This window comes from Micromonospora pallida (assembly GCF_900090325.1).
In the GTDB taxonomy this organism is placed as follows: Bacteria; Actinomycetota; Actinomycetes; order Mycobacteriales; family Micromonosporaceae; genus Micromonospora; species Micromonospora pallida.
Genome location: NZ_FMHW01000002.1, coordinates 5,972,816 through 5,989,433, shown reverse-complemented (window position 1 = coordinate 5,989,433; position 16,618 = coordinate 5,972,816). Strand labels below are relative to the sequence as shown.

Genomic DNA, 16,618 nt, shown 5'->3' with positions numbered 1-16,618 from the left:
CGCTGGAGTTGGAGGTCAGGACCAGGCGCGCTGGAGGGCCACCCGGGCCTCCAACTCCAGCAGGTGCACCTTCCGGGGCAGACCGCCGCCGAAGCCGACCAGCTTCCCGCCCGCACCGACGATCCGGTGACACGGCACGATCACCGGGACCGGGTTCCGGTTGCAGGCCACCCCGACCGCCCGCGCCGCGCCCGGGTCGCCGACCGCCTTTGCCACCTCGCCGTAGGTGAGCGTCTCCCCGTACGGGATGTGGGTCATCTCCCCCCACACCGCCCGCTCAAACTCCGAGCCCCGGCGGATCGCCAACGGCACGGTGAACTCGGTCAACTCACCCGCGAAGTACGCGTCCAACTCCGCGACCACCTGCCGGGACAGCTCGTCGCGAGCCGGCCCGGCCGACTCCACCCGCCCGAAGTGCACGCCGCAGACCGCCGCGTCGGCCACGGCCACGGAGAGGTCCCCGATCGGGGTGTCCAGCACGGTCCAGCGCATGACCTCGATTGTCCCGCCTCCGACAGCAGGCAAACTTCCGGCACCCCCGGGCGTCTGTAGGGCGGAGGTGGACGGGTGACAGAGGTGACCGACCGGGAGTTCACCGCGTTCGTCAACGAACGGGGTGACGCGCTGCTGCGCGTCGCGTACGCCCTCGCCGGCAACCAGCACAGCGCGGAGGACCTGTTGCAGAACGCGCTGGCCAAGGCGTACGTCCGGTGGCCCCGGATCCGGGGCGACGCGGAGCCGTACGTCCGGCGGATCCTCTACCACGACCAGGTCTCGGGTTGGCGGCGGCGCAGCCGTCGCGCCGAGGTGCCGGTCGCCAACCCGCCCGAGCGGCCGGTGCCCCGGGAGGACGACCACGACACCGCCCTGCGGCTACTGCTGCGGGACGCCCTGCTGGCCCTGCCGCCCCGGCAACGGGCCGTGTTGACCCTGCGGTACCTGGAGGACCTCAGCGTCGAGCAGACCGCCGAGATGCTCGGCTGCCGGGTGGGCACGGTGGCGAGTCAGGCGTCCCGGGCGCTGGCGAAGCTCCGCCGCTCCGTCCCGGCCTTCGACGATCTGGTGACCCGTGAGGAGGTGAACCGGTGACCCGGTCACAGGAGGAGACGCTGCGGGCGGTCGTACACGAACTGGCGGGAGCCGCCGAGCGCGTGCCGGGACTGGCGGCGGCGGCGCTGACCCAGGGTCGCCGGCTGCGCCGCCGCCGGCGAGCCGCCACCGCCGGCGGCGCCACGCTGGCGGTACTCGCCCTGGTCACGCCGTTCCTCCTACTGCGCCCGGAGCGGGCAGCGCCGGATCCGACCGCGCCCACGCCCACCGTCACCCCGAGCGTGGTGGTGCATCCCACGCCCGGAGCGGACTGGACGACGAGGCCACTGGTGCTCCCCGGCGGCTGGGTGGTCGTCGGGGCGACCTCCACCGGTACGCCCGCCCGGACCGGCTACGTCCTCAACCGCCACCGCGACACCTACCTGACCAACAACCGTTACGAGGAGGTCTGGGCAGCACCACGGGGGACCGTCGCCGTGGCGGTCGACTACGACCGTCCGCAGGAAACCGGTCTGGTGGACATGGTCACCGGCAGGGTGCGCTGGGTGCGGACCGGTCAGCCGACGCTGAACCCGCACTGGTCCCCCGACGGCAGCCGGCTGGTGCTGACCCTGCACCGCAAGGACTCTGGCGAAGACTCCTTCGGCGTGCTCGACACCAACGGTCGGTTCCGTACGTTTCCCGTGGACACGCGGGTCAGGTATTTCTGCACCGACTGGTGCGTCTTCACCTGGAGTCCGGACGGCCGGGAGGTCATGCTCCAGCAGACCGACCCCGCCGCGCAGCTCTCGGAATCGGAGCCGCACGCGCGGCGCGGAGTGCAGTTCTTCTCCGCCGACGACGGCCGGCCCACCCGGTTCGTCGCGATGCCCGGTGATCCCGCCGGCCCGTGGGCCTGGTCCCCGGACGGCCGGCTGGTGGTGGTCAAGGGGCAGACGGGCCCACTGCTCGTCGAGGTCGCCACCGGAAAGGTGTGGGGCAGCGCCCCGGCCGAGGACGCGGTGTGGGTGGGCAACGACCGCCTGCTCTACCGCGACGGGGACGGCATGGTGCTCACCCGGCTCGACGGTCAGAAGCTGGAACGCCAACCCCTGCCCCAGGAACTGGGGTTCCTCCAGCTCTCCCTAGCCCCACGCTGAGCCTCACGCGTCTGGCCTGGGGTGGCCCGCATCCAGGTTGCCTGAGGTAACTAGCGTGCGGGTGTGGCCACCGGAACGCTCGTCTTCCTCATCATCGGCGCGGTGAGCGTCGCGGTGCTGGCGATCGCCCTGCTCGGCGGGGAACTGCTGCACGTCGTCCACCCCGACGTCGACGGGCCGGTCTCGCTAGAGGTGATCGCCGCCTTCGCCGGGGCCCTCGGCTTCGGCGGGGCCATCGCCAACGAGCTGATCGGCGGCGGCAGCCCTGCCATGATCGCCGGGGCGGCGGGGGTGGGCGCGCTCGCCGCCGTACCCGCGGCGTGGTTCGCGGGCCGGCTCAGCCGGGCCGCGCGGACCATGCGCACCGACCCGACCCCCACCCGCGACCACATGGTCGGCGCGCTCGGCCTGGTCGTCACCCCGATCCCCGCCACCGGGTACGGCGAGGTCCGGGTACGCCTCGCCGGGCAGCCGGTGAAGCTCAACGCCCGGGCGGACCGCCCGATCCCGGCCGGCACCCAGGTCTTCGTGGTGGAAAGCCTCAGCGAGACCAGCGTGCACGTCGAGACGTACTGAAAAACTTTCCCAGAGAGACGGACCCCCTCATGCCTCTCCTCATCGCCATCGGCGGAGCGGTACTGCTCCTCCTCATCCTCGTCATGTTCGTGCTCTCCCGGATCAAGGTGGCCGGGCCGAACGAGGCGTTCATCGTGACCGGCCGCAAGGGCCGGACCACCCAGAACGCCGACGGCGGCCGGTCCACCGACATGTCCGGACAGAAGGTCGTCCTCGGCGCGTCGGTCTTCGTCCTGCCAGTGGTGCAGAAGCTCCAGTCCCTCGACCTGTCCAGCCGCCGAATCGACGTCGGCATCAAAGGTGCGGTGAGCAAGCAGGGCATCCGCACCGACCTGCACGGCGTCGCCATCGTCAAGGTGGGCGGCACCGAGGACGCGATCCGGGCCGCCGCCCAGCGGTTCCTGCACCAGCAGGACGAGATCGAGGACTTCACCCGCGAGGTGCTGGCCGGCGCGCTGCGTTCGATCGTCGGTCGGCTCACCGTCGAGGAGGTCATCCGGGACCGGGCGGCCTTCGCCAGCGCGGTCGCCGAGGAGGCCGAGCACTCGATGACCAACCAGGGCCTGGTGCTGGACACCTTCCAGCTCCAGGACATCCTCGCCGAGGGGTCGTACCTCCAGGACCTGGGCCGGCCGGAGGCGGCACGGGTGCTCAAGGACGCCTCCATCGCCGAGGCACGGGCCCGGCAGCAGGCCGAGCAGGAGCGGCTGCTCGCCGAGGAGGCGATCGCCGAGGCGAACCGGAACCTCGCGTTGAAGCAGGCCGGCATCCAGGCCGAGATCGACGCGGCGAAGGCCAAGTCGGCGGCGGCCGGTCCGCTCGCCCAGGCCGAGCGGGACCAGGCGATCCTCACCGAGCAGCAGAAGGTGGCCGAGCGCAACGCCGAACTGAAGCAGCGTCAGCTCGACACCGAGGTCCGCAAGCCGGCCGACGCCGCCCGGTACAAGGTCGAGCAGGAGGCCGAGGCGGCCCGCAACGCGGCGGTGCTGAACGCCGACGCGCAGCGGCAGGCCACCATCGCCGCCGCCCAGGCCTCCGCCGAGCAGGCCCGACTGACCGGTGAGGGTGAGCGGGCCCGCCGGGCCGCGCTGGCCGAGGCGAACGCGATCGAGGGCGCCAAGGAGGGTGAGGCCGAGCAGCGCCGGCGTTCGGCGATCGCCGAGGCGGTCGAGCGGGAGGGCCGCGCCGAGGCCGAGGCGATCCTGGCCAAGGGACAGGCCGAGGCCGAGGCGATGGCCCGCAAGGCCGAGGCGTTCGCCGCGTACGGCGAGGCCGCCGTGCTGGACCTGCTGGTCCGGGTGCTGCCGCAGGTCGTCGAGGCGGCCAGCGCCCCGATCGGCGCGATCGACAAGATGACCGTCATCTCCACCGACGGCGCGTCCTCGCTGACCAAGTCGGTGGCCGGCAACGTCGCCCAGGGGCTCCAGCTCGGCTCCGACCTGACCGGCATCGACCTGCCCGGCCTGCTCGCCCGCCTCGGCGCGGCCCGAACCGACAACGGGACCCCGGTGACGACCACCGCCGTCGACACCAAGTAACCCAACGCCACTACGGACAGCCCCGCCCGCACTCCGGGCGGGGCTGTCCGCTCGCTGGCCCCCTGACATCTCCACGTTGTCGGGGGGTTTGTCACACCGGGCTGGTAGGTGTCGCGGTATGGAATCTGCCGTGTCGTTTCAATCGCCCGTCGTGGTCGCCCTGCCGATCGCCGACCGCCAGGAGTCGTACCGCTTCTACCAGGAGGCCCTCGGCTTGACGGCGGTCGGCGAACTGGCGTCCGACGGCGTCCCCGAGCCGTTGCAGTTCACCGTCAACGAGGGCCTGCACCTCATGCTGGTGCCCAGCGGTGGCTTCGGCTGGGCGATCAGCCCGCACGAGGTCGCCCCGCGCGGGCAGAGCGAGTGCGTCGTCAACCTGGGTGTCGCCTCCCCCAAGGAGGTCGACCGGGCGATCGAGCGGGCCCGGGGCGCGGGCGCCGAGATCGTCCGTAAGCCCGCGCAGCAGCCCTGGGGATACACCGGCACCTTCGCCGACCCGGACGGACACCTCTGGACGCTGACCGTGTCGCCCGCCGGCTGAGCCGGCACTGTTCCTGCCCGGTGGTCCGCCTCCGACAGGCGGATCCGGGCAGTAGTGGCGTGGCCGGGTGCCCTACTCGCGCTCGGCCACGTACGTCCCGCGCTGCGGCACGGTCATCGCGAGGCCACGTTCGCGCAGTAGGCGGACGGCTGCCCGAGCCGTTCCCCGCGAGATGCCGAACTCCTGTTGCAGGTGCTTCTCGCTCGGGAGCGGATGGAGGGGCAGCAACTCTCGGCGCTCGATCCTGCCGGCCAACACATCGGCGACCTGCACGTAGAGCGGCGTCGGGCTCAACGGATTGACCACGGCACCGAACCTAGGAAGGACTGAACGATCAGAAGCGTTCGGTACGTCTATAGACGTACAGGTACGTACAGGGTTACCTTCTGTAGGTGCAGGTAAACGTTCCGACAGGGGGTCCGCCCGTGCCCGGGAGAAGGACGCCGTCTCTGGTCCAGTCCGCCTGGTACGTCCTCGAGTACCACCGCCACCACGACTGCCCGCGCTGCACCAGGAGTGGCTGGTGTCCAGCGGTCGAGATGGCCCGGACCAGGATCATCGCGTGGCGTCGCTACCGCAGGCCGTGAACCGCCGCCCCGCCGGACCGCCCGCCGGACCACCACTCAAGGCCGGCGACCTCCTCGAGATCACCGCAGCGGCGAGCGTCCAGTTCGTCGCCCGGCCGATCGTGTTCCGCCTGATCCGGGTGCTCGACTGGGTCACCTTCGACGGGTGGGTCTGGCTCGACGGCTACCAGCTCGACGCCAGAGGTGACGCCGTGGCCCGGCGGTCGATTTTCGTACAACCGGCGGGGTTACGGAAGCTGATCGAGGTCAGTGCTCCGCGCCCCCGCCGAGCGCCCAACGCCGGACGACACGGCCCGACGCGTACGGCACGACCCGCCCGACCTCCGGCCAGCCGGGCCGCTTCGTCACGCTTCGACGAGCGATGAGAGCAGGGCCGCGGTTTCGGCCGGACGGACCAGCACACCGACGTGGCTGACGTCGAGCGACCGGACGTCGAACCGGTTGTCGGGGGTCAACGCGTCGGCCTCGGCGATGAACCGGTCCTGGAGGGCGATCGGCATCGACCGGTCGGCGGTGAGCCGCACGTAGGTGCGGGGGATGGTGCCCCAGGTCGCGGCGTCGGCCCGCTCCTCGCCGGCGTCCAGGCTCTCGTCCGGCTCCAGGGTGTTCAGGTACCCGTGGAACTCGTCGTCGGTGCCGTCGGCGAGGGTGGCCTCCCGGAGCGTGGCGAGCAGCGCGGGGTCGGCGGTACGCCAGTTGAAGCGCAGCGCGCCGAGTTCCATCGGGTTCGCGGTGATCAGGGCGGCGACGCCGTTCAGGGCGCTCGACGCGTTCTCCGCCGAGGTCTGGTAGCCGGCCGGGGTGTCGGCCACGCAGCACCACGCCGAGATGTAGACCAGCCGGTCGACCAGCTCCGGCGCGGCGTTACCGACCCCGGTCAGAGTGAGCCCGCCCCGGCTGTGCCCGACCAGGATCACCGGCCCGTGGGCGCGCACCTGCCGCAGGACGTCCAGCACGTGCGCCACGTTGTCCGCGTGGCCGATACCGGCCATCACGCTCGGGGCGGTCGCCAGGGCGGCGAGGTCCTGCGGTGCCTGGTACGCCGCCGGGAACGTCGCGCCGAACCCGTGACCGGGCAGGTCGACGGCGAGCGAGCGGTGGCCGCGCAGAGCCAGCTCGCGCTGCATGGGCGCCCAGGTGAACGAGTTGCTGCCGGCACCGTGGACGAAGACGAAGGTGGGAGCGGTCATTCGACGATCCCCTCGGCGCGGGCCCAGCGCAGCAGCTCCGCCTCGGCGGCGTCCCGGTCGAGTGGGCCCTGCTCCAGGCGTACGTCCTTGAGGTGCTTCCAGGCCTGGCCGACGATCGGCCCCGGCGGCACGCCGAGCAGCTCCATGATCGCGTTGCCGTCCAGGTCCGGGCGGACCCGGGCCAGGTCCTCCTCGGCCGCGATCCGGGCGATCCGCTCCTCGAGAGCGTCGTAGTCGGCGGCGAGCTGGGCGGCCTTGCGCCGGTTGCGGGTGGTGCAGTCCGAGCGGGTGAGCTTGTGCAGGCGGGACAGCAGGTCACCGGCGTCGGTGACGTACCGGCGCACCGCCGAGTCGGTCCACTCGCCCCGGCCGTACCCGTAGAAGCGCAGGTGCAGGCCGACCAGCTTGGTCACCTGGGCGGTGACGTCCTTCGGGTAGCGCAGCGCCTTCATCCGGGCCTTGGTGAGCCGCGCGCCGACCACCTCGTGGTGGTGGAAGCTGACCCGACCGTCCGGGCCGACCGCCTTGGTCGCCGGCTTGCCCACGTCGTGCAGGAGCGCGGCCAGCCGGAGGATGAAGTCGCAGCCGTCGTCCTCCAACGCGACCGCGTTGCTGACCACGGTCAACGTGTGCTCGTAGACGTCCTTGTGCTGGGCGTGCTCGTCGATCTCCAGCTTGAGCCCGGTCAGCTCGGGCAGGAAGCGCTCGGCCAGCCCGGTGTCGACCAGCAGCCGCAGCCCGGTGACCGGGTCCACGCCGCAGAGCAGCTTGGTGAACTCGTCCCGGATCCGCTCGGCGGTGATCCGGTCCAGGTCGGCGGCCATCCGGGTCATCGCCGTCCGGACGTCCGGGTGTACGGCGAAGCGGAGCTGCGCGGCGAACCGCGCCGCCCGCAGCATCCGCAGCGGGTCGTCGCCGAAGGACTCCCGGGGCGTGCCCGGGGTACGGATCACCCGCGCGGCCAGGTCGTCCAGCCCGCCGTACGGGTCGGTGAACCGGTGGTCGGGCAGGCTGACCGCCATCGCGTTGACGGTGAAGTCGCGGCGCTTCAGGTCGTCGTCGAGGTTCGTCCCGTACGCCACCACCGGGTTGCGGCTGACCTGGTCGTACGACTCGGCGCGGAAGGTGGTGATCTCCAGGCGGAGGCCGCCGCGCTGCGCGCCGATGGTGCCGAACTCCCGCCCGGTCTCCCAGATCGACTCGGCCCAGCCCTTGAGCACCTTCAGCGTCTGGTCCGGGTGGGCGTCGGTGCAGAAGTCGAGGTCCTCGCCGAGCCGGCCGAGCAGGGCGTCCCGTACCGAACCGCCCACCAGGTGCAGTTCGTGGCCGGCGCGGGCGAACCGGCGGCCCAGTTCGTCGGCGACCGGGGAGACGCGGAGCAGTTCGGCGACGGCGTTGCGCTGCGCGGCGGTGAGCTGGCGGCGGTCGGCGGCGTGGGGTACGGAGGCTTCGGACATCGGAGCGCCAGCCTAGCGGTCCGGGGGGTGAACTGGTCCGCCGGGCGCAACCTGGGGATGCGTTGACTAAGGTCTTGGACGTGTACGGGCCCGTGCCCGACCATCTCGTACCCCCTGGGAGGATCGATGAGCGGCGGGCTCTACCGCAGCGCGAACGCCGGTTGGGGGAACGACCAGCGGCCGGACGGTGCCACCTTCATCTCCGCCGAGCCGCTGAACCAGCCCGCCCTGGAGTCGACCGCCCCGCCGTCCGAGCAGGTGGCGGAGGCCAGCGCGGCGACGAACAGCGCGGTCATGGCGATCGGCAGCCTGGTCAGCCGGGGTACGGGTTTCCTGCGTACGCTCGCGCTGACCGCCGCGCTCGGCGGCGCGCTGGTCGGTGACGCGTACACCACCGCGCAGATCCTCCCCGGGATGGTCTACGAGTTCCTGCTCGGCGGCATCCTGACCAGCGTCCTGATCCCGGTGCTGGTACGCCGCCGCAAGGCCGACGCCGACGGCGGCCAGGCGTACGCCCAGCGGCTGCTCACCCTGGCGGTGCTCGCGCTCGGCGTCGCCGTGCTGCTGGCGCTGGTCTTCGCCGCGCAGCTCGCCACGCTCTACGGCGGTGACCAGTCGGGTGAGGGCTACCAGGATCTGGTCAGGCTGCTGTCGTACCTCATGTTGCCGATGATCTTCTTCACCGGCCTGAGTGCGTTGATCAGCGCGGTGCTCAACACCCGGGGGCACTTCGCCGCCCCGATGTGGGCGCCGATCCTGAACAACCTGGTGGTGATCGGCACCGCCGGGGTCTACATCGTCGTCTTCGGCGCGGAGATCATCGAGCCGAAGGACATGACCGCCGGCCGGATCCTGCTGATCGGCGGCGGCACCCTGCTCGGCGTGACGATCCAGTCGATCGGGCTGCTGCCGGCGCTGCGGAAGGTGGGCTTCCGGTGGCGGCTCCGGTTCGACTTCCGGGCCCTGGGGCTGGCCGAGCTGGGCCGGCTCGGTCTGTGGATGTTCTGCTACGTGGCGGTCAGCCAGATCGGCCTGATCGTCCTGTTCAACCTGCTCAACCGGGCCGGTCGGGAGAACGCCGCCGGTCCACTGATCTACAACAACGTCTTCCTGCTGCTGATGATGGCGCACGGCATCATCGCGGTGTCGATCATCACTGCGCTGATGCCCCGGATGAGCGCCGCCGCCGCCGACGGCCGGTACGCCGACCTCGCCGCCGACCTGTCCCGGGGCACCCGGACCGTGTCGGCGGTGCTCGCCCCGATCGCGGTCTGCTACGCGGTGCTGGCCACCCCGCTGTCGAACACCCTGTTCCGGTACGGCGCGTTCAGCGAGGAGAACGCCGAGGCCACCTCCCTGGTGCTGCTGGTCGCCGCCGTCGCGCTGGTCCCGTTCGCGGTCAGCCAGCTCTTCACCTTCGCCTTCTATGCGCTGCCGGACACCCGCACCCCGGCCCTGATCAACATCCCGGTGGTGGCGCTGCGGATCGGCGTGCAGATCGTGCTCTACGCCGCCTTCGCGGCGAGCTTCGCCGCCGCCGGCATGATGATCGGCAACGCGGTGTCGTACCTGGCCGCCGCGATCGCCTCAGCCTGGTTGCTGCGGCCCCGGATCGGGCGGATCGGGCTGGGCGGGATCGTCCGTACCCTCGGCAAGGTCCTGGTCGCGGCGGCCGGGGCCGCACTGGTCGGGTTGCTGGTCGTCGGACTGCTGCCGGGGGACGACACGCCGAGCCGACTGGAGGCGATCGTCCAGCTCGTGATCGGCGGAGCGGTCATCGCCGGCACGTACCTGGGGCTGGCCATGCTGCTGCGGATCGGGGAAATCACCGAGGTGGTCGGCATGGTTCGCCGCCGGCTCGGCCGCTGAGCGTCAACTTACGGACAGCGCGTGACGGTGGATCACCGCTGGGGATACACCTGTGGATAACTCAGCGAGCCACCGCTCAACTGCCGGTTCGGCCTGTGGATAACCAACCGTACGGATGAGTTCGATCAGCCGATCGGCGGGAACCCGGCGGCGGTCGAGCGGAGTGGACCGGTGCCGGTGGGCCCCTCCGGCCATCGCTTGCAGCCAGGCTCTAGATTTGGCACGTACATGTGCCAGCAACGTGGCCGACAACGGTCGTAACCGGACACGCCACCCATAACCGGCACCCTGTGCGGGTTCGGCGGCAAGATGACATGTCGGGGAGACACGCAACCCAGGTAAGGTCGCTCTCGACGGGTACGGCCGTCGGCGACGCTCCGCGTCGACGACGCGAGCCGGTTCCTTCACGAGGCAGAGCGGAAAGCCACATGCCCAGCAGTTCGGGTCCATCGATCGACACGATCACCGAGGGAGGACGGGTGACCCAGGTCGGCGAGGGTCAGGAGGCGGAGGAAAGCGCTCCGTCCGTCATGACCTTCGGTGCTCCCACGGTCGGTGAGATCCTCGCCGAACGGTACGAACTGGTCGAGCACATCAACGACGACAGTGCGGGCCGGCAGGTCTGGCGCGGGGTCGACGTCATCCTGCGCCGCCCGGTCGCGGTCGTACTGCGACACCCGGGTGGCGACTCGGCCACCGAGATGCTCCAGGCCGCGGTCGCCGCCAGCCGGGTGATCCACCCCAACCTGGTCGGCGTCTACGACGCCATCGACGAGGCCGAGCGGGCGTACGTGGTCCGGGAGTGGGTGGACGGCCGTTCGCTGCGGGAACTGACCGCCGAGGGGCCGTTGGATCCGGCGCGGGCCACCACCATCGGGCACGCCGTGGTCAGTGCCCTGGCCGCAGTGCACGCCACCGGGATGGTGCACGGCAACGTGCACCCGGGCACCGTGATGATCAGCGACGACGGCCGCGTGGTGCTCGCCGACGCACGGGCCGACGGCGCGGAAAGCCACGAGAACGACCTCCGAGCGGTCGGCGGCGTGCTCTACTTCGCGCTCACCGGACACTGGCCGCACGGCGAGGCGCCACTGCACGGCGCCACCGCCGGGCACGGTCGGGCCGCCATCCCGGACGCGGTCCGGGACGCGAACGGCGGCCTCGCCGCGCCCCGGCAGATCCGCGCGGGCGTGCCGGCATACCTGGACGACCTGACCATGGACCTGCTCGACCGGCAGATCGAGCCCCCCACGTCGGACGTGCTCGCCGCCGAGCTGGGCCGGTTGGACGTGCCCGCCGACGAGCAGTACCTCGAGCAGGCCGGCCCGCTCCGGTTCAGCGCCGACACGGAGGAGGAGCGTTCCCCGCTCTCCCCGGCCGGTGGCCGCAAGGTGATCTTCGGCATCGCCGGTCTGCTGGTGGTCGCCCTGGTCGGGCTGCTCATCGGCATCACCGCCTTCGGCGGCGGTAGTGACGACCCCGGCGGTCAGGCCGCGGAGCCGACCAACCCGGCGACCAACGGTGAGGCCCCGACCCCGGCGCCGGCCGCCATCCGCACCCTGAACCTCAGCCCCGACCAGGTACGCGTGATCGACCCGGACAGCCGGGCCCGGGACGAGTTCGACGGTATCGAGAAGGTCGTCGACGGCGACCAGGACGAGGCCTGGCAGACGGACAGCTACTACAACGCCAAGTTCAGCAACCTGAAAAAGGGCATGGGGATCCTGATCGATCTCAAGCAGCCGCAGACGGTGAAGTCGGTGGAGGCGCTGCTGTCCAACCGGGGCGCCACCGCGCACCTCTACGCCGGTACGGCCGACCAGCCGTCCACCTCTGCCGGCGACAAGGCCCTCGTCCAGGCGTACCAGGGCAACCAGATCGGGCCGACGCTGGAGAACCACGGCGCCAAGATGGTCTTCGACGGCTTCGAGGCCGACAAGCAGCACCGGTACCTCCTCTTCTGGGTCACCGACCTGCCCGAGATCGACCCCGGCAGGTACAAGCTCATCGTCCAGGAGATCACGGTCCAGGTGCAGTGAACCGGCGGCCACGGCGACCCGACCACTCCGCTGCGCGGGGGAGTCGATGACCGGGCGTGGCGCGGACCCTACGGGTGGCGGGCTGGGCAGCCCGCCACCTGTACTCGCCGCGAACACCGGTCCCTCCGATGCCGACCTGCTCCGGGCCCACGTCGCCGGGGACCGCGACGCCTTCACCGAGTTGTTCCGGCGGCACCGCGACCGACTCTGGGCGGTCGCGGTACGCACCATCGGCGACCGGGAGGAGGCGGCCGACGCCCTCCAGGACGCGCTGCTCTCCGCGCACCGCGCGGCGGCCCGGTTCCGGGGCGACTCGGCGGTCACCACCTGGCTGCACCGGATCGTGGTCAACGCCTGCCTGGACCGGATGCGGCGCCGGCAGGCGCACCCCACCGTCCCGTTGCCGGACGGCAACCGGTCCGACGACCCGGCGGCCACCGGCGGCGTCGAGCCGGCCGCCCCCGCCCCGGACCACGACACCGCGCTGGTGGTACGGCAGGCGCTCGCGCAACTGCCCGCCGAGCAGCGGGCCGCGCTGGTCCTGGTCGACGTGCAGGGCTACCCGGTGGCGGAGGTGGCCCGCATCCTCGGCGTCGCCGAGGGCACGGTGAAGAGCCGATGCGCCCGTGGCCGGGCCCGGCTGGCCGTCCTGCTCGGGCACCTGCGGACCGGCGGTGACGGGCCGCTGGACGGCGCGGTCGGCCGACCAGCCGGCAGGTCGGACGTGCCCGGCGTCACCAGTGGGAACCCACGGGCACCCGAGGGCGTCGGATCAGGACCGGGAGGCTCCCGGAAGCACACCGACCAGAGGGAGAACACGTGACGGCCGGGCGGTTCGGGGAGGTCGACCACGACCTGCTCGCCGACTACGTCGGTGGCGCGCTGGAGGGCACGCCCGACGAGGCCACGGTCGCCCGGTTGGTGACGGAGGACCCGACCTGGACTCGGGCGTACGACGAACTGGCCGCCGCGATGGACCGGGTCGGCAGCACGCTGGCCGCCTGGGGCGAGCCGACGCCCACCATGCCGCAGGCGGTGGCCGACCGGCTCACCGCCGCGCTCGCCGGGGCCGGGCCCGCGGCCCCGCCGACCGTGCCCGGACAGGCCGGCGGCGAGCCGAACCGGACGGTGGCCGTGATCGGCGCGTCCCCCCGACCCGCCACTCCCGGTCAGCGCCGGCGACGCTGGTCCCGTCGGACGGCGCCCGTGCTGGTCGCCACAGCGGCGATGGTCGCGGCCGGCTTCGGCGTGACCCAGTTCGTCGGCATCGGGGCCGGGCCGCAGGACGCGGGTTCGGCCCCGGAGAACGCGGTCGCGGGCGCCGCGCCGACCGGTGCGTTCCGGCTCATCACCGAACCCGTCCGCACCGACACCAGCTACACCCCCGACACGGTCGGGACGGCGATCCCCCGGCCCAGCCTGTTCGGTGCCACCGGCAGCCCTGACGGCCAGTCCGGCACCGAGTCGGGACCGCGCCGCCCGGCACCCTCCAGCGGCCTGAACCGGCTCACCGGTCGGGCGGCGCTCGACGCCTGCCTCGAGGCGGTCGGCACCGCGCATGGCCGGGGCCGGATCATCGTCGACCGGGTCGAGTACGCGGTCTTCCAGGACGCCCCCGCGCTGGTGGTCGGGTTGACGGACGCCGAGGGCACCCGCTGGATCGTGGTGACCGGACCGGAGTGCGGGGTGCCGGGATCCGGCGCGGACACCCGATACCGGACGCGGGTAGGGTGAGGTCGCGGTAACCGGACGTCCGAGGAATCACGTGACGTCACCCACCGGACGGCCAACCCGGGAATCCCCACTTCGTACGATGACGTTCTGCATGTCAGTTGCCGACGATGCCAGGCGTCGGTACTCAGATCGACATCGGTGCGCGCGCCGGTGACGAACACACACACTCGGGAGACGGCAGTGGACGAGGTCCGCAACCTGATCATCATCGGCTCGGGGCCGGCCGGCTACACGGCGGCGGTCTACGCGGCGCGCGCCAACCTCAAGCCACTGGTCATCGAGGGCGTGCAGTCCGGTGGCGCGCTGATGACGACCACCGAGGTGGAGAACTTCCCCGGCTTCGCCGACGGCATCCTCGGTCCCGAACTGATGGACAACATGCGCAAGCAGGCCGAGCGGTTCGGCGCGGAGTTCCTCACCGACGACGTGACCCGGGTGGAGCTGGTCGACACCGGCACGCCGGGCTCCGATGCGGTGAGCACCGTCTGGGTGGGCGAGACCGCGTACCGGGCCCGCGCCGTCATCCTGACCACCGGCTCGGCGTGGCGGCCGCTCGGGGTTCCCGGCGAGCAGGAGTACCTGGGCCACGGCGTGTCGTCCTGCGCCACCTGTGACGGCTTCTTCTTCCGTAACCAGCACATCGTCGTGGTCGGCGGCGGCGACTCCGCGATGGAGGAGGCCAGCTTCCTCACCCGGTTCGCCGAGTCGGTCACCATCGTGCACCGGCGCGACTCGTTCCGGGCCAGCAAGATCATGGCGGAGCGGGCGCTGGGCAACGACAAGATCAAGGTCGAGTGGAACACCGTCGTCGAGGAGATCCTCGGCGCGGACAACAAGGTCACCGGCGTCCGGTTGCGTAACGTGCACACCGGCGAGGCGAAGGTGCTCGACGTCACCGGCGTGTTCATTGCGATCGGTCACGACCCGCGCAGCGAACTCTTCCGGGGCCAGGTGGACCTGGACGACGAGGGTTACGTCCGGGTCGAGGCGCCCAGCACCCGCACCAACATCCCCGGTGTGTTCGCCGCCGGTGACCTGGTCGACCACACCTACCGGCAGGCGATCACCGCTGCCGGCACCGGCTGTGCCGCCGCGCTCGACGCCGAGCGGTTCATCGCCACCCTGAGCTGAAAGCCCCGAACACAGTCCTGGAGGAGGGTCAATAGTGGGTACAACGACGGCGGTAACCGACGCCAGCTTCGCCACCGACGTGCTCAAGTCCGACAAGCCGGTCCTGGTGGACTTCTGGGCCGAGTGGTGCGTGCCGTGCCGGAAGGTCGCGCCGCTGCTCGAGGAGATCGCCAGCGAGATGGGCGACCAGGTCCGGATCGTCAAACTCAACATCGACGAGAACCCGGAGACCGCCCGGGCCTACCGGGTGATGTCCGTGCCGACCCTCACCGTCTTCAAGGGCGGCGAGCCGGTGCAGTCGATCGCCGGCGCCAAGCCCAAGGGCGAGCTGGTGAAGCTGATCCAGGCCGCGCTCTGACCGACCCGGTCCACACGGAACCCCGTACCCCCCACCCCGGGGGTGCGGGGTTCCGCTTTCTCCGCTTCCGGGTGGGAGCGGTCCGATGCTTCCGGCAACCGAGAACACGGCGTGGTCGGTCACGGTACGCTCCGTAAGCATCCTCGACGAAGAGAGCCCCTGCGTACGACCGCGGTGGGTGGCGAGAAGTCAGCAGCCGCTAAGGGGGTCGTCCGTGCGTCCGATCCGTCCCGGTGACCGGGGGCCCGCCGTACACGAGATCCGTCGGGTCCTGGCCGACCTCGACCTGCTTCCCGCCCCCAGGAACGGAGCGTCGACGCGTTCGACGCGGTCACCGAACGGGCCGTCCGGGCCTTCCAGCAGTCCCGGGGCCTGAGTGTGGACGGCCGGGTCGGCCCGGAGACCTGGCGGGCGCTGGACGCGGCCCGCTGGCGGCTCGGCGCCCGCACCCTCTACCACGCCGTACCCGAACCGATCACCGGCGAGGACGTCCGGTCGTTGCAGGAACGCCTGCTGGAGATGGGGTACGACGTCGGTCGCGCCGACGCCGTCTACGGCGCACGGACCGCCCGCGCCGTCGCCCAGTTCCAGCGGGAGGTGGGACTCACCCCGGACGGTTCCTGCGGTCCGCACACCCTCGACGCGCTGCGCCGGCTCGGCCGGAAGGTGGTCGGTGGCCGCCCGCAGTGGCTACGCGAGTCCGACGCGATCCGCCAGTCCGGGCCGGCGCTGGTCGGCCGGACGGTGGTCATCGACCCCGGCCACGGCGGCACCGACCCCGGTGTGGTGGTGCGCGACGGGCCGCTGCGCTGGACCGAGGCGGACCTGGTGCACGACCTGGCCAGCCGACTCGAGGGGCGACTCGCCGCAGCCGGCGTCCGGGTGCAGCTCACCCGGGGACCATCGCCCCGGCACTGCCTGCCGGACACCGACCGGGCCGAACTGGCGAACTCCCTCGGCGCGGACGTGTTCATCTCCCTGCACACCGACGAGCACCACAACCCTGATGCCGAGGGGGTGGCCACCTACCACTACGGGACGGACAACGGCGTCACCTCGGCCACCGGGGAACGGCTCGCCGGGCTGGTGCAGCGGGAGATCGTCGCGCGTACCGGGCTGCGGGACTGCCGTACCCACGCCAAGACCTGGGACCTGCTCCGGCTCACCCGGATGCCGGCGGTACGCGTCGAGGTCGGCTACCTCACCTCGCCAGCGGACCGCCGTCGGCTGGTCGACCCCCGCTTCCGGGACCGGGTGGTCGAGGCGATCGTCGCCGCCGTGCAGCGGATGTACTTCCCCATCGAGCGGGACGTACCGACCGGCTCGATCGACGTCAGCGAGCTACGCGCGGTGGTGGCCGCCGGCCGTCTGACGGAGTGACCCCGCGCGCCAGCGTCCGACCCGGCCGC

General features: G+C 71.9%; 16 protein-coding genes and 1 pseudogene. 13 read left to right on the top strand and 4 right to left on the bottom strand.

Translation table 11 applies throughout. From position 1 onward, the window contains the following. Positions 1-15: 15 nt before the first annotated feature. Positions 16-492 carry a methylated-DNA--[protein]-cysteine S-methyltransferase gene (locus GA0074692_RS25185; RefSeq protein WP_091648254.1) on the bottom strand — a complete coding sequence of 159 codons (477 nt, stop codon included), beginning with the start codon at positions 490-492 and terminating at the stop codon, positions 16-18. A gap of 75 nt (positions 493-567) precedes the next feature. Here GA0074692_RS25185 and GA0074692_RS25180 point away from each other — a divergent pair, with 75 nt between their 5' ends. The 5 genes from GA0074692_RS25180 (at position 568) to GA0074692_RS25160 (ending at position 4,844) form a co-directional block, all read left to right on the top strand. Beyond that, entirely contained in the window at positions 568-1,089 is a 522-nt protein-coding gene (locus GA0074692_RS25180; RefSeq protein ID WP_091648252.1) for a SigE family RNA polymerase sigma factor, read from the top strand. Further along, positions 1,086-2,189 carry a hypothetical protein gene (locus tag GA0074692_RS25175; protein WP_091648249.1) on the top strand — a complete coding sequence of 368 codons (1,104 nt, stop codon included), beginning with the start codon at positions 1,086-1,088 and terminating at the stop codon, positions 2,187-2,189. Before GA0074692_RS25180 ends, GA0074692_RS25175 begins: the two co-directional genes overlap by 4 nt. Positions 2,190-2,252: 63 nt before the next feature. Continuing rightward, positions 2,253-2,765 (top strand): NfeD family protein, encoded by a 513-nt coding sequence (locus tag GA0074692_RS25170; protein ID WP_091648248.1) that lies wholly within the window; start codon positions 2,253-2,255, stop codon positions 2,763-2,765. A gap of 29 nt (positions 2,766-2,794) precedes the next feature. Beyond that, a complete protein-coding gene (locus GA0074692_RS25165) occupies positions 2,795-4,303 on the top strand; it encodes a flotillin family protein (protein ID WP_091648246.1) in 1,509 nt (502 codons plus the stop codon). A 118-nt stretch (positions 4,304-4,421) separates the two neighbouring features. After that, positions 4,422-4,844 (top strand): VOC family protein, encoded by a 423-nt coding sequence (locus GA0074692_RS25160; protein ID WP_091648244.1) that lies wholly within the window; start codon positions 4,422-4,424, stop codon positions 4,842-4,844. A gap of 72 nt (positions 4,845-4,916) precedes the next feature. On the opposite strand, the gene GA0074692_RS25155 is transcribed toward GA0074692_RS25160, so the two are convergent. After that, on the bottom strand, positions 4,917-5,150 hold the full coding sequence (locus GA0074692_RS25155) for a GntR family transcriptional regulator (protein ID WP_091648242.1): 234 nt from the start codon (positions 5,148-5,150) through the stop codon (positions 4,917-4,919). A 277-nt stretch (positions 5,151-5,427) separates the two neighbouring features. Here GA0074692_RS25155 and GA0074692_RS36175 point away from each other — a divergent pair, with 277 nt between their 5' ends. Further along, positions 5,428-5,796 (top strand): hypothetical protein, encoded by a 369-nt coding sequence (locus GA0074692_RS36175; RefSeq protein ID WP_245730747.1) that lies wholly within the window; start codon positions 5,428-5,430, stop codon positions 5,794-5,796. Here the strand turns inward: GA0074692_RS36175 and GA0074692_RS25145 are convergent. Then, entirely contained in the window at positions 5,776-6,621 is an 846-nt protein-coding gene (locus GA0074692_RS25145; RefSeq protein ID WP_091648240.1) for an alpha/beta fold hydrolase, read from the bottom strand. The two genes, GA0074692_RS36175 and GA0074692_RS25145, sit on opposite strands and share 21 nt — an antisense overlap. After that, positions 6,618-8,078 carry a CCA tRNA nucleotidyltransferase gene (locus GA0074692_RS25140; RefSeq protein ID WP_091648238.1) on the bottom strand — a complete coding sequence of 487 codons (1,461 nt, stop codon included), beginning with the start codon at positions 8,076-8,078 and terminating at the stop codon, positions 6,618-6,620. Before GA0074692_RS25140 ends, GA0074692_RS25145 begins: the two co-directional genes overlap by 4 nt. 126 nt (positions 8,079-8,204) lie before the next feature. Here GA0074692_RS25140 and murJ point away from each other — a divergent pair, with 126 nt between their 5' ends. The 7 genes and pseudogenes from murJ (at position 8,205) to GA0074692_RS25105 (ending at position 16,589) form a co-directional block, all read left to right on the top strand. After that, entirely contained in the window at positions 8,205-9,947 is a 1,743-nt protein-coding gene (gene murJ, locus GA0074692_RS25135) for a murein biosynthesis integral membrane protein MurJ (protein ID WP_091648236.1), read from the top strand. A gap of 428 nt (positions 9,948-10,375) precedes the next feature. Then, positions 10,376-11,986, top strand: coding sequence for a protein kinase family protein (locus tag GA0074692_RS25130; RefSeq protein WP_091648235.1), 1,611 nt, complete (start codon positions 10,376-10,378; stop codon positions 11,984-11,986). Positions 11,987-12,032: 46 nt separating this feature from the next. Beyond that, the gene (gene sigM, locus GA0074692_RS25125) at positions 12,033-12,809 is read left to right on the top strand and encodes an RNA polymerase sigma factor SigM (RefSeq protein ID WP_091648234.1); all 777 of its coding nucleotides are present in this window, start codon (positions 12,033-12,035) and stop codon (positions 12,807-12,809) included. Next, positions 12,806-13,720, top strand: coding sequence for a hypothetical protein (locus GA0074692_RS25120; RefSeq protein WP_091648232.1), 915 nt, complete (start codon positions 12,806-12,808; stop codon positions 13,718-13,720). The genes sigM and GA0074692_RS25120 overlap by 4 nt, the downstream gene beginning before the upstream one ends. A gap of 180 nt (positions 13,721-13,900) precedes the next feature. Further along, positions 13,901-14,851 (top strand): thioredoxin-disulfide reductase, encoded by a 951-nt coding sequence (gene trxB / locus GA0074692_RS25115; protein ID WP_091648227.1) that lies wholly within the window; start codon positions 13,901-13,903, stop codon positions 14,849-14,851. Positions 14,852-14,885: 34 nt separating this feature from the next. Further along, on the top strand, positions 14,886-15,209 hold the full coding sequence (gene trxA, locus GA0074692_RS25110) for a thioredoxin (protein WP_091648225.1): 324 nt from the start codon (positions 14,886-14,888) through the stop codon (positions 15,207-15,209). A gap of 214 nt (positions 15,210-15,423) precedes the next feature. Further along, a pseudogene (locus GA0074692_RS25105) lies at positions 15,424-16,589 on the top strand (N-acetylmuramoyl-L-alanine amidase). The last annotated feature ends 29 nt before the right edge of the window (positions 16,590-16,618 follow it).

Excerpts from the sequence above, each read along its gene's own strand:
- GA0074692_RS25185 (WP_091648254.1), bottom strand. The coding sequence starts at position 492 with ATGCGCTGGACCGTGCTGGACACCCCGATCGGGGACCTCTCCGTGGCC.
- GA0074692_RS25165 (WP_091648246.1), top strand. The coding sequence starts at position 2,795 with ATGCCTCTCCTCATCGCCATCGGCGGAGCGGTACTGCTCCTCCTCATC.
- GA0074692_RS25160 (WP_091648244.1), top strand. The coding sequence starts at position 4,422 with ATGGAATCTGCCGTGTCGTTTCAATCGCCCGTCGTGGTCGCCCTGCCG.
- GA0074692_RS25145 (WP_091648240.1), bottom strand. The coding sequence starts at position 6,621 with ATGACCGCTCCCACCTTCGTCTTCGTCCACGGTGCCGGCAGCAACTCG.
- GA0074692_RS25140 (WP_091648238.1), bottom strand. The coding sequence starts at position 8,078 with ATGTCCGAAGCCTCCGTACCCCACGCCGCCGACCGCCGCCAGCTCACC.
- murJ (WP_091648236.1), top strand. The coding sequence starts at position 8,205 with ATGAGCGGCGGGCTCTACCGCAGCGCGAACGCCGGTTGGGGGAACGAC.
- GA0074692_RS25130 (WP_091648235.1), top strand. The coding sequence starts at position 10,376 with ATGCCCAGCAGTTCGGGTCCATCGATCGACACGATCACCGAGGGAGGA.
- sigM (WP_091648234.1), top strand. The coding sequence starts at position 12,033 with ATGACCGGGCGTGGCGCGGACCCTACGGGTGGCGGGCTGGGCAGCCCG.